The sequence below is a fragment of the Pseudomonas sp. SF2 genome (assembly GCF_036858055.1).
In the GTDB taxonomy this organism is placed as follows: domain Bacteria; phylum Pseudomonadota; class Gammaproteobacteria; order Pseudomonadales; family Pseudomonadaceae; genus Aquipseudomonas.
The window spans coordinates 82,644-94,350 of the sequence record NZ_JAMBDI010000031.1 but is presented as its reverse complement, the minus strand read 5'-3'; the positions used below and the strand labels follow the sequence as shown (position 1 = coordinate 94,350).

At 64.2% G+C, this 11,707-nt stretch carries 12 protein-coding genes; 7 read left to right on the top strand and 5 right to left on the bottom strand.

The window, feature by feature from the left end; translation table 11 throughout:
- Window positions 1–43: 43 nt before the first annotated feature.
- The 7 genes from M2S36_RS19160 (at window position 44) to M2S36_RS19130 (ending at window position 5,820) form a co-directional block, all read left to right on the top strand.
- Window positions 44–1,036, top strand: coding sequence for an alpha/beta fold hydrolase (locus tag M2S36_RS19160; protein WP_333957647.1), 993 nt, complete (start codon window positions 44–46; stop codon window positions 1,034–1,036).
- 219 nt (window positions 1,037–1,255) lie between these two features.
- Window positions 1,256–1,747, top strand: coding sequence for a ribonuclease E activity regulator RraA (gene rraA, locus M2S36_RS19155; RefSeq protein ID WP_207831761.1), 492 nt, complete (start codon window positions 1,256–1,258; stop codon window positions 1,745–1,747).
- A 27-nt stretch (window positions 1,748–1,774) separates the two neighbouring features.
- Complete coding sequence (locus M2S36_RS19150; RefSeq protein ID WP_207831759.1) at window positions 1,775–2,770, top strand: zinc transporter ZntB; 996 nt, start codon at window positions 1,775–1,777, stop codon at window positions 2,768–2,770.
- Window positions 2,771–2,892: 122 nt separating this feature from the next.
- A complete protein-coding gene (locus M2S36_RS19145) occupies window positions 2,893–3,165 on the top strand; it encodes a hypothetical protein (RefSeq protein WP_004376140.1) in 273 nt (90 codons plus the stop codon).
- Between the two features lie 2 nt (window positions 3,166–3,167).
- Window positions 3,168–3,992 carry a mechanosensitive ion channel family protein gene (locus M2S36_RS19140; RefSeq protein ID WP_004376138.1) on the top strand — a complete coding sequence of 275 codons (825 nt, stop codon included), beginning with the start codon at window positions 3,168–3,170 and terminating at the stop codon, window positions 3,990–3,992.
- Between the two features lie 112 nt (window positions 3,993–4,104).
- Complete coding sequence (gene sigX / locus M2S36_RS19135; RefSeq protein WP_003248665.1) at window positions 4,105–4,671, top strand: RNA polymerase sigma factor SigX; 567 nt, start codon at window positions 4,105–4,107, stop codon at window positions 4,669–4,671.
- A 111-nt stretch (window positions 4,672–4,782) separates the two neighbouring features.
- Window positions 4,783–5,820, top strand: a complete 1,038-nt coding sequence (locus M2S36_RS19130; protein WP_063913856.1) for an OmpA family protein — start codon at window positions 4,783–4,785, stop codon at window positions 5,818–5,820.
- A 182-nt stretch (window positions 5,821–6,002) separates the two neighbouring features.
- Here the strand turns inward: M2S36_RS19130 and cobA are convergent, their stop codons facing one another.
- From cobA to M2S36_RS19105, 5 genes are all read right to left on the bottom strand, one after another.
- Window positions 6,003–6,743 carry a uroporphyrinogen-III C-methyltransferase gene (gene cobA / locus M2S36_RS19125; protein WP_207831757.1) on the bottom strand — a complete coding sequence of 247 codons (741 nt, stop codon included), beginning with the start codon at window positions 6,741–6,743 and terminating at the stop codon, window positions 6,003–6,005.
- A 27-nt stretch (window positions 6,744–6,770) separates the two neighbouring features.
- Window positions 6,771–8,441, bottom strand: coding sequence for a bifunctional protein-serine/threonine kinase/phosphatase (locus M2S36_RS19120; RefSeq protein WP_207831755.1), 1,671 nt, complete (start codon window positions 8,439–8,441; stop codon window positions 6,771–6,773).
- A 9-nt stretch (window positions 8,442–8,450) separates the two neighbouring features.
- Window positions 8,451–9,662, bottom strand: a complete 1,212-nt coding sequence (locus M2S36_RS19115; protein WP_333957645.1) for a nitrate/nitrite transporter — start codon at window positions 9,660–9,662, stop codon at window positions 8,451–8,453.
- Between the two features lie 226 nt (window positions 9,663–9,888).
- Window positions 9,889–10,464, bottom strand: coding sequence for an ANTAR domain-containing response regulator (locus M2S36_RS19110; protein ID WP_207831753.1), 576 nt, complete (start codon window positions 10,462–10,464; stop codon window positions 9,889–9,891).
- An 11-nt stretch (window positions 10,465–10,475) separates the two neighbouring features.
- The gene (locus M2S36_RS19105; RefSeq protein WP_333957644.1) at window positions 10,476–11,690 is read right to left on the bottom strand and encodes a CmpA/NrtA family ABC transporter substrate-binding protein; all 1,215 of its coding nucleotides are present in this window, start codon (window positions 11,688–11,690) and stop codon (window positions 10,476–10,478) included.
- Between the last annotated feature and the right edge of the window lie 17 nt (window positions 11,691–11,707).

Here is an 11,707-nt window from a genome sequence, read left to right as displayed (position 1 = left end):
TCCAGCAATGGATCCCGCCCTTTTTTGTGCACCAAGCAACCTTATGCAAAGCAGCAGCACTCTATTCCCCGTGGCCCTGCTCAGTGCCGAACGCCGCGGCGACCTCAGCGAAGACGTGTACCGGATCAAGGCCGGCAACAGCCCTGACCCCAGCGTCGAGCTGGCTGTCACCCGTCTGGGGCTGGCCGATCAGGACCAGGCCCAGGGCGTGCCGGTCGTTCTCCTGCACGGCAGCTTCTCCAACCGCCGCTTCTGGTATTCGCCCAAAGGGGTTGGCCTGGGGGCCTATCTCGCCCGCGCCGGCTTCGATGTGTGGATCCCGGAAATGCGCGGCCATGGCCTGTCGCCGCGCAACCATGACTGGAAGCACAACAGCGTTGCTGCCTATGCCCGCGATGACCTGCCGCTGATTGCGGCTTTCGTGCGCGAGCAGTCGGGGCAGGCGCCGCACTGGGTCGGCCACTCCTTGGGGGGTACGACCTTGGTGGCAGCGCTGGGCGGTGGCTTTCTGGCTGCCGAGCAGGTGGCCAGCGTGGCGCTGTTCGGTACCCAGATCAGCCGCGTGTACTGGCCGTTGAAGGTACCGCCACTGACGTGGGGGGCGAAGCTGCTGCTCAAGCGCTGGGGGCAGATTTCCGGGCCGCGCTTCAAGCGTGGGCCGGAGGACGAGCCGATCGGCCTGGCGCTGGAGAGCATGCGCTGGCATGGCCTGTTCGGACGTTTTGGCGACAAGCAGAACGACTGGTGGGCGGGGCTGGCCGAGGTGGATGTGCCGCTGCTGGCCGTGGCTGGCGCGGGGGATTTCCAGGACCCGGTGTGGGCCTGCCGCAAGCTGTTCGAGCAGTTGGGCGGCGAGCGCAAGCAATTTCTGCGGCTGGGGCGCGAGGAAGGGTTCGAGGCTTTCGGGCATGTCGACATGCTGGTGAGCAAGGCCGCGCAGGTGCAGGTGTGGCCGTTGGTGGAGTGTTGGCTGCGGGATCCGCTGGTGCCGGTGCATGCGTCCACGGTGATGGTGGAGCCTGTGCCCGCCGGTTGAATTTGCGTTGCCTGTACTGGCCTGTTCGCGGGCACGCCCGCTCCCACATGGACCTCACAGCATTTAGCCCCTGTGTGATCCCTGTGGGAGCGGGCGTGCCCGCGAAAGGGCCGAAACAGGCAAAACACAACTGACTGCCTGGTCCCGGATGACTGCAATGGGCTCTACGGTGTAGCCTTGGACGATACCCGCTTTCGTTGTGACTGACAGGAGCTTCCCATGCAGCATTACGTAACGCCCGACCTGTGTGACGCCTACCCTGACCTGGTGCAGGTGCTGGAACCGATGTTCAGCAATTTCGGCGGCCGCGATTCGTTCGGCGGCCAGATCGTCACCATCAAGTGCTTCGAAGACAACTCGCGGGTCAAGGAGCAGGTCGAGCTCGATGGCAAGGGCAAGGTCCTGGTCGTGGATGGTGGTGGCTCGCTGCGTCGAGCACTGCTCGGTGACATGCTTGCCGAAAAGGCTGCCAGAAACGGCTGGGAAGGCCTGGTGATCTATGGCTGCGTGCGTGACGTCGACGTGCTGATCCAGACCAACGTCGGCGTGCAGGCCCTGGCCAGCCACCCGATGAAGACCGACAGGCGCGGCATCGGCGAGCTCAACGTGCCAGTGACCTTCGCCGGGGTGACCTTCCGCCCGGGCGAGTACGTGTATGCAGACAACAATGGCGTGCTGGTCTCGCCAAGCCCGCTGAAAATGCCGGCGTGATGCGCCGCCCGCGCTGATGGAGCTTTGATGTTCGAGGAAGACAACGCGCAGTGGGGGCTGGTACACGCCCTGGTGCTCGATGGCAAAGGCGGCGCGCGCTCGATTGCCCGTACCGAGCTGGACGACTTGCAACTGCAACCCGAGCAGAGCCTGTGGCTGCACTGGGACCGCAGCCATCCGCAAACCCGCACCTGGCTGCTGCGCGACAGCGGCCTGAGTGCGTTCGCCTGCGAGCTGTTGCTGGAAGAAAACACCCGGCCGCGCCTGCTGCCCATGGCCGATGAGCAGCTGTTGCTGTTCCTGCGCGGGGTCAACCTCAACCCGGGTGCAGAGCCCGAGGACATGGTCTCGGTGCGCATCTTCGCCGAGGCGCAGCGGGTCATCTCGCTGCGCCTGCGGCCGTTGCGCGCCAGTGACGAGATTCTCCAGCAGCTTGAAGAGGGCAGGGGCCCGAAATCGGCTTCCGAGCTGTTGCTGCTGATGGGCGAACTGCTGACCGAAAAGGTTCAGGGCCTGGTAAGCGACCTGTCCGAACTGGTCGACCTGGAGGAAGAAAAGGTTGAATCCGACGAACGGTACACTCCGGAGAACGGCTGCCTGCAGCAGATCCGCCGGCGTGCCGCCGGTCTGCGGCGTTTCCTTGCTCCTCAGCGGGAGATCTACGCCCAGCTGTCGCGTAGCAAATGGAGCTGGTTCGTCGATGCCGACGCCGATTACTGGAACGAGCTGAACAATAGCCTGATCCGCTACCTCGAAGAGCTGGAGCTGACCCGCGAGCGGGCCGCACTGGTGCTGGAAAGCCAGGATCGCCGGCGCAGCGAGCGGATGAACCGCACCATGTACCGCTTCGGCATCATCACCTGCATCTTCCTGCCCATGAGCTTCATCACCGGGCTGCTGGGCATCAATGTCGGGGGCATCCCGGGGGCGGAAAACCCCTATGGCTTCCTGTTTGCCTGCATCATCGTGCTGGGGCTGGCGGTGGGGCAGTGGTGGCTGTTCCGGCGGTTGCGGTGGGTCTAGAAATGTTCTGCCTGTTCTGGCCTCTTCGCGGGCACGCATTCATTTTGAAACACTCGTCCCAATGCGATGTGTGACCCATCGCCCGGCCATCTCGTCTCTGACTGACACTGCGCGAGGTGCCCATGCACGATCCGTTTGAAGAATCCCTGCGCGACCTGCTCAAGGCGTCACCCTCCGGCAATGACCGGGATGACCGGGACGACGCCGCTTGCCTGGGTCGCGTGCTGAAAACCGCCAACCGCCAGGTTGGCGCAGGTGATCTGTTCAGCCTGCTTGGCCGCTGGAGCCAGGCGCTGCTGATCGCCGTGAACAATGGCGCGGCGCATGTGGCGCCGGTGCGTCGACACTCTTCCCGCAACGCTGCCAACGGCAGCAAAGCAGATAAGGCCGATTGAATATGGAACTCGATCTCTGGACCCAGAGCCTGGTCACCGCCATGACTGCCCTTTGGACCAAGGTAGCGAACTTCATCCCCAACCTGTTCGGCGCGCTGGTCGTGGTGCTGCTCGGTTTCGTGGTGGCCAAGCTGCTCGACACGCTGCTGTCCAAACTGCTGGCCAAGTTCGGCCTGGACCGCCTGATGGCCGGCACCGGCCTGACCAAGATGCTCGGCCGGGTCGGTATCCAGGTACCGATCTCGACCCTGATCGGCAAGATCGTCTACTGGTTCGTGCTGCTCATCTTCCTGGTCTCGGCCGCTGAATCGCTGGGCCTGGAGCGGGTTTCGGCAACCCTCGACATGCTCGCCCTGTACCTGCCGAAGGTGTTCGGCGCAGCCCTGGTGCTGCTGGCCGGCGTGCTGCTGGCCCAGGTGGCCAACGGCCTGGTGCGCGGCGCTGCCGAAGGCATCGGCCTGGAATACTCGGCGGGCCTGGGGCGTATCACCCAGGGCCTGGTGATCATCATCAGCATCTCGGTGGCCATCAGCCAGCTGGAGGTAAAAACCGACCTGCTGAACCATGTGATCGTGATCGGGCTGATTACCGTTGGTCTGGCCGTTGCACTGGCAATGGGCCTTGGCAGCCGCGAAATCGCCGGGCAGATTCTGGCCGGCATCTACGTGCGCGAGCTGTACCAGGTGGGCCAGCAGGTGCGGATTGGAGAGGTCGAAGGGCATATCGAGGAGATCGGTACGGTGAAGACGACACTGCTGACCGATGATGGCGAACTGGTGTCGCTGTCCAACCGCGAGCTGCTTGAACAGCGAGTCAATAGCCGCTAACCGCACAAAGCTGTTAATGTATGCCGCCGCGAAAATCGACCCACGGGGTCGCGCGGCGACATTGACCTGACTGTCGGCCAGATCCGTTTTGAATAAAGTTCATTCGCCGCCCATGCGTTATGACCCCCGCGAGCTCACCGACGAAGAGTTGGTGGCGCGTTCGCATGAGGAGCTGTACCACGTTACCCGCGCCTATGAGGAGCTCATGCGGCGCTACCAACGGACCCTGTTCAACGTCTGTGCGCGTTATCTGGGGAACGACCGTGACGCGGACGATGTCTGTCAGGAAGTCATGTTGAAAGTGCTGTACGGGCTGAAGAACTTCGAGGGTAAGTCCAAGTTCAAGACCTGGCTCTACAGCATCACCTACAACGAATGCATTACCCAGTACCGCAAGGAGCGCCGTAAACGTCGGTTGATGGATGCCTTGAGTCTGGACCCTGTGGAAGAGGCGTCCGAAGACAAGGCTCCGAAGCCGGAAGAAAAAGGCGGGCTGGACAAATGGCTGGTGCATGTGAACCCGATTGACCGGGAAATCCTGGTGCTGCGTTTTGTCGCAGAGCTGGAATTTCAGGAAATCGCCGACATCATGCACATGGGCCTGAGCGCCACGAAAATGCGCTACAAGCGCGCGCTAGACAAGCTTCGGGAGAAATTTGCCGGCCTCGATGAAACTTAGTGGCCTGCAAATATCTCTAACGAACCGGCGAGTTCTGCTAGACTAGCCGTCGAGTTGTCCCCCTTGTTTGTGGTGGGACTGCTTAACTATCACCAGATGGGGATTTAACGGATGAAATTGAAAAACACCTTGGGCTTGGCCATTGGCTCGCTCGTCGCTGCTACTTCTTTCGGCGTTCTGGCTCAAGGCCAAGGCGCTGTAGAAATCGAAGGCAACGTTACCAAGCAGTACTACGACAGCGAACGTAACTTCAAGAACGACGGCACCAATCCTGGTGTTCGCCTGGGCTACTTCCTGACCGACGACGTTTCCCTGGACCTCGGCTACAACGAGACCCACAACGCTCGTGGTGAAGTCTTCAACAAAGACATCAAAGGTTCCAAGACCAAGCTCGACGCCACCTACCACTTCGGTACCGTGGGCGACGCTCTGCGTCCGTACGTTTCCGCCGGTTTCGCTCACGAGAGCCTGGGTCAGGCCACTCGTAGCGGCCGCGACCACTCCACCTTCGCCAACGTTGGCGCTGGCGCCAAGTGGTACATCACCGACATGTTCTTCGCCCGTGCCGGCGTAGAAGCCATGTACAACATCGACAACGGCAACACCGAGTGGGGTCCGACCGTTGGTGTTGGTCTGAACTTCGGCGGTAGCCCGAAGCAAGCTGAAGTCGCTCCGGCTCCAGTTGCCGAAGTGTGCTCCGACTCCGACAACGACGGCGTTTGCGACAACGTCGACAAGTGCCCTGACACCCCGGCCAACGTTACCGTTGACGCCGATGGCTGCCCGGCTGTTGCCGAAGTCGTTCGCGTTGAGCTGGACGTCAAGTTCGACTTCGACAAGTCGGTCGTCAAGCCAAACAGCTACGGCGACATCAAGAACCTGGCTGACTTCATGAAGCAGTACCCACAGACCACCACCACCGTGGAAGGTCACACTGACTCCGTCGGCCCAGACGCTTACAACCAGAAGCTGTCCGAGCGTCGTGCCAACGCTGTCAAGCAGGTCCTGACCCAGCAGTACGGCGTAGAATCCAGCCGTGTTGACTCGGTTGGCTACGGCGAAACCCGTCCGGTTGCCGACAACGCCACCGAAGAAGGCCGCGCTATCAACCGTCGCGTTGAAGCTCAGGTAGAAGCCCAGGCCAAGTAATTGGTTTGAAGCTTGATGAAAAACCCGGCCTCGGCCGGGTTTTTCTTTGCCTGGGATTTGTGGGGTGTGTGTCGGCCCTTTCGCGGGCTTGCCCGCTCCCACAGAGATTGCGCATAGCCTGCGGGATACGACGAACCTGTGGGAGCGGGCAAGCCCGCGAAGGGGCCTTTACAGGCACTGTATCATCCTGCAATTGCCACCAATTCCTGAACCACCTGTTCCCCAACCACCTCCCCAATCACCAATATCGCCGGGCTACGCAAGCCAAACCTCCGCGCATCCTCCACCATCCCCCGCACATCGCTCCTGCACTCCCGCTGCTGTGGCAACGATGCATTCTCGATCATCGCCACCGGCATCCCCGGTGCCATGCCGCCGTCCAGCAACCCTTGGCGTACCTGCTCCAGCCTGGCCACGCCCATGTACACCACCAGCGTCGTCCCGCCCTGGGCCAAGGCCGCCCAGTTCAGCTCGCTGTCGTCCTGGGTATGTGCCGTGACCAGCGTCACGCCTCGGCTCACACCCCGTGAGGTCAGGGAAATCCCGCATTGCGTGGCGCCGGCCAGGCCGGCGGTGATGCCGTTGACCACTTCCACCTCGATGCCATGTCCCTGCAGCCACAGCGCCTCTTCACCGCCACGGCCGAAGATGCACGGGTCGCCGCCCTTGAGCCGTACCACGCAGCGCCCTTGCCGCGCATGGCGCAGCATCAGGCGCTGGATGAACGCCTGCGGCGTAGAGCGGCAGCCGCCGCGCTTGCCCACGGCAATCACCCGGGCCTGCGGGCAATGCTCCAGCACCGCCGGGTTGACCAGGTCGTCGATCATCACCACGGCGGCTTGCTGCAAGGCGCGTACAGCCTTGAGGGTGAGCAGTTCAGGGTCACCAGGGCCAGCACCAACCAGCCAGACTTTTGCATTCATCAGGGTTTCCTCATCGGCAAGGCGCGTTCAGCCCTTGAGCAGGGTGAGCAGCAATATCAGGTTGAACAGCAAGGACAGCAGGGCCAGGGTGCGCCAGACCTTCAACGGCTCGCGCTCCAGCAATGGCCGTGGCCGGCTGGGCAGTTCCTGGCGGTCGCCACGTTCGAGCAGCAGCAACCAGTGTTCGGCGGTTTCGAAGCGTTGCGCCGGGTCGGCTGCCAGCGCCTGCTGCAGGTTGTGCTGCAGCCACTCCGGCAGGTCGGGGCGGTAGCGTGCGGCGTTGACCGGCTGACCGAAGCGCGGCCGCTGGAAGGCCTCCACCTCGCCGTACGGATAGTGGCCGGTCAGCAGGTGATAGAGCGTTACGCCCACGGCATACAGGTCCTGGCGTGGACTGGGCGGCAGGCCGTCGAACGCTTCCGGGGCAATGTATGACGGTGTGCCCGGCAACTCATGCTGCGGGTCTTCGGACAGGCCTGGGCAGTAAGCCAGGCCGAAGTCCAGCAGGCGCAGCTGGCCATCGCTGCCCAGGTGCAGGTTCTCTGGCTTGATGTCGCGGTGCAGCAGGTTGCGCCGGTGCAGTACGCCGACCGCCTGCAGCAGTTGCCGGGCCAGCTCCAGCCACTGCGGCATGGGCAGCGGGCCGTGTTCGGCCAGCAGCGCCGCCAGACTCTGGCCGGGGTATTCGCGCATCACGTAGTACAGGTGCTGGCGCTGGCTGGCTGCGTGCAGTTCGGGGAAGTGCCGGCCAGCGACCCGGCGCAGGAACCACTCTTCCAGCAACAGCCCTTGTGCTGCGCCGGGCTCCTGCTCGCGTGCGGCGGGCAGGGTCTTCAGCAGCCAGGCTTGGCCCTGGCCATCGCGCACCCGGTACAGCAGTGACTGGCGGCTGTGCGAAAGCAGCTTTTCGGCTTGCCAGCCATCGATGGCCTGGCCCTCACGCAGCGGGCCGGGCACCGGCCATTGCTGCAACTGCGCCAGGGTGTCACCCAGGTTGGCTGTGCCCAGTTGCTCGACCTGCACCAGCAAGGCGCTGGCGTTGTCCTGGCTGCCGTTGAAGTGCGCGCTGGCGACCAGGGTGTCGACGGCCAGTTGCAGGTCGGGTTGCTCGCGCAGCACCGCCTGGATGTGCTGGTCGCCCAGGCTGGCCCATACGCCATCACTCAGCAACAGAAAACGCTCGCCTGGCTGCAGCTCGCCTTCCAGATAATCCACCAGCAGCTGCTGGTCCAGGCCCAGCGCGCGCTTGAGCACATGCTGCATGCCGGGCTGGTCCCACACATGGTCTTTACTCAGGCACTGCAGGCGCCCGGCGTGCCAGCGATACACGCGGCAGTCGCCTACGTGTGCCAGGGTAAAGCGCCGGCCACGCAGCACCAGCGCGCTGAGGGTGGTCAGCAATGGCTGGCCGTTACCTTGGGCGCGCAGCCAGCGGTTCTGCGCCAGCAGCAGGCGGTCGAGAGCCTGGGGCACGCTCCAGGTTGCGGGGGTAGCGTAGTAGTCCAGGGCCAGCGCCTGCAGGCTGGCCCGGGCTGCCAGGCCGCCATCGGCACATTGGCTGACGCCGTCGGCGAGGGCGAACAGGTAGCCCTTGCTGGCGGCAAGCTCCGGCGCCGGGGTAACCAGGCGCAGGGCGTCCTGGTTTTCCTCGCGTGGCCCGGTGGCGCTGGCCTGGGCAAAGCTCAGTTGCAGGCTCATGGCTGTGCCTCAGACCCGCGCCGCGGTAACCGCAGCCGAGCCCCAGGTGGTGCGCCAGCGCTGTTTCACGCCGTGCAGGCCGAACCAGGCCAGCAAGCCCAGGCTGGCGAACAGCCACAGCCCCAGTTGGTAGTCGCCGGTGTGCTGCTTGATGGTGCCAAGCCCGGCCGCCAGCAGGAAGCCTCCGATGCCGCCGGCCATGCCGATCAGCCCGGTCATCACCCCGATCTCCTGGCGGAAGCGTTGCGGCACCAACTGGAACACCGCGCCATTGCCGGCGCCCAGGCCGAGCATGGCGCTGATGAACAGCGCCAGTGCGGCGGCTGCGCTGGGCAGGTTGAAGCCGACCGCCGCGATGCAGATGGCTGCCACGCTGTACATGCCCAGCAGGGTGCGGATGCCGCCGAAGCGGTCGGCCAAGGCGCCGCCGAGTGGGCGCATCAGGCTGCCGGCGAACACGCAGGCGGCGGTGTAGTAGCCGGCGGTGACCGGGCTCAGGCCATATTGGTCGCTGAAATAGCCGGGCAGGGCGCTGGCCAGGCCGATGAAGCCACCGAAGGTGACGCTGTAGAAGAACATGAACAACCAGCTGTCACGGTCGCCCAGGGCCTTGAGGTAGTCGGCCATGGCTTTTGGCTTGGGCCGCTGCGGAGCATTGCGTGCCAGTAGGGCGAATACCACCAGGGCCAGCGACAGCGGGATCAGCGCAAAGCCGAACACATTGTTCCAGCCAAAGCCTGCAGCCAGCGCCGGGGCCAGCAGGGCGGCGAACACCGTGCCGGAGTTGCCGGCACCGGCAATGCCCATGGCTTTGCCTTGGTGCTGTGGCGGGTACCACTGCGAGGCCAGCGGCAGTGACACGGCGAACGAAGCGCCGGCAAAGCCGAGAAACACGCCCAGCAGCAGCGCTTGTTCATAGCTGTGCACGCCCAGGTGCCAGGCAGCGGCGAGGGCGACGATGACTACCACCTGGCCGATCAACCCGGCGGTCTTGGGCGACAGGCGGTCGACCAGCACACCCATGGCGAAGCGCAGCACCGCCCCGGCCAGGATCGGCGTGGCCACCATCAGGCCCCGTTGTTGTGCGCTCAGTTGCAGATCGGCGGCAATTTGCACTGCCAGTGGGCCAAGCAGGTACCAGACCATGAAGCTGAGGTCGAAGTACAGGAACGCGGCGAACAGCGTGGGCACATGCCCGGATTTCCAGAAGCTGGTACTCATCGAACACCTCACTCGGCAATGCAGCGGAACGAAAAAGACGCCGCTACCCGCTCCACGGGGGTGGAGGGGAGAGCGACGTCTTTGTCGGGGATTAAGTGGGGCAACCGCCGTTGGCTACCGGTGATATTTGTTCAGCAAGAGATGGGCCAACTCAAGACATGGGGCAACTGTTGGCAGAGGCTGGCATGACATTTTTGTTGCCTGTGAAAGTCTCATGCCAGTCCCGTCACCCCAGCATCTCGTGCATGGCAATGATCTGCTCGGCCACCTGGATCAGCTTCTGCTGCCGGCTCATGGCCTGGCGGCGCATCAGGGTGTAGGCCTGCTCTTCGTTGCAGTCCTTCATCTTCATCAGCAAACCCTTGGCCTGCTCGATGCGCTTGCGCTCAGCCAGTTGCTGGTCGCGCGCAAGCAGCTGCGCCTTCAGCGCCTGGTCACTTTCGAAACGCGCCATGGCCACGTCCAGGATCGGCTGCAGCCGCGCGGCATGGATGCCTTCGACAATGTAGGCGCTGACTCCCGCCTGGATCGCCTGGCGCATCACCCCCGGGTCGTGCTCGTCGGTGAACAGCACGATGGGCCGCGGCTGGTCACGGCTGACCAGCACCACCTGTTCCATCACATCGCGGTCTGGTGAATCGGTATCGATCAGCACTACGTCCGGGCGCACCGTTTCGACGCAGGCGGGCAGGTCGATGGTCAGGTCTGGCGCTTCGATGACCTCGAAGCCGGCCTCGCTCAATGCCGCCTTGAGGCGGCCGAGTTTGCTCCGGGTGTCGTCGATCAGCAGGATGCGCAACATGGTGGTCCCCCTCACGCGCCGACACGGGCATCGGGCAGGTCGCCCAAGGCATGCAGGCTGAAACTGCGGGCATAACCGTAGGGGTCGCTGCCGTCCCAGCGGCTGCCGTCGATCAACAGGCTGCTGCGCATCGGCTGCTCGGGGCAGGCCACGCCCAGGCTTTGTGCTGCCTCGCCATAGAGTGCCAACTGCTGGACCTGGCGTGCCACGCCGAGATAGTCGGGGTCTTCGCGCAGCAGGCCCCAGCGGCGGAACTGGGTCATGAACCACATGCCGTCGGACAGGTACGGCAGGTTGGCCCGGCCGTGGTCGTGCAGGCGCAGGGCGTGCGGATCTTGCCAGTGGTTGCCCAGGCCATCGTGATAGCTGCCGAGCAGGCGCGGTTCGATACTCGCCAGCGGGGTGTCCAGGTAGGCGCTGCCGCTGAGCAGTTGCGCAGTGCTGCGGCGGTTTTCCGGGCTTTGCTCAATGAAGCGGCTGGCCGCGAGGACCGCCTTGATCAGCGCGCGGGCGCTGTTGGGGTATTGCTCGGTGAAGGTGCGGGCGCAGGCCAGGACCTTTTCCGGGTGGTCCGGCCAGATCGACTGGCTGGTGGCCAGGGTGAAGCCTTGGCCCGTGGCCACTGCATCGGCGGCCCAGGGTTCGCCCACGCAGAAGCCGTCGATGCGCCCGGCCTGGATATGCGCGGCCATTTGCGCCGGCGGCACCACCACGCTGTCGACATCGCGCAGTGGGTGGATGCCCTGGCTGGCCAGCCAGTAATACAGCCACATGGCGTGGGTGCCGGTGGGGAAAGTCTGGGCGAAGGTGAGGCGTGCGCCATGTTGGTGCACCAGGCGCGCCAATGCTTCAGGGTTGGTCACGCCTTTGCGTTGCAGGGCCGGGGACAGGTTGATGGCCTGGGCGTTCTGGTTCAGCCCCATGAGCACGGCCATGGCACTGGCCGGTACACCGCCGATGCCCAGGTGCACGGCGTAGACCAGGCCATACAGGCAGTGCGCGGCATCCAGCTCGCCGCTGACCAGCTTGTCGCGCAGCCCGGCCCAGGAACCCTGGCGCTTGAGGTTGAGGGTAAGGCCGTGCTGCTGGGCGAAGCCCTGGGTGGCGGCGACTACCACCGAGGCGCAGTCGGTCAGGGCCATGTAGCCGATGTTCAGGCTGGGCTTTTCCGGCGCGTCGCTGCCGTTGACCCAGGCCAGGGGCGTTGCTCGGGGTACAGTGTTCACAAGGTTCCTCGCCCGTA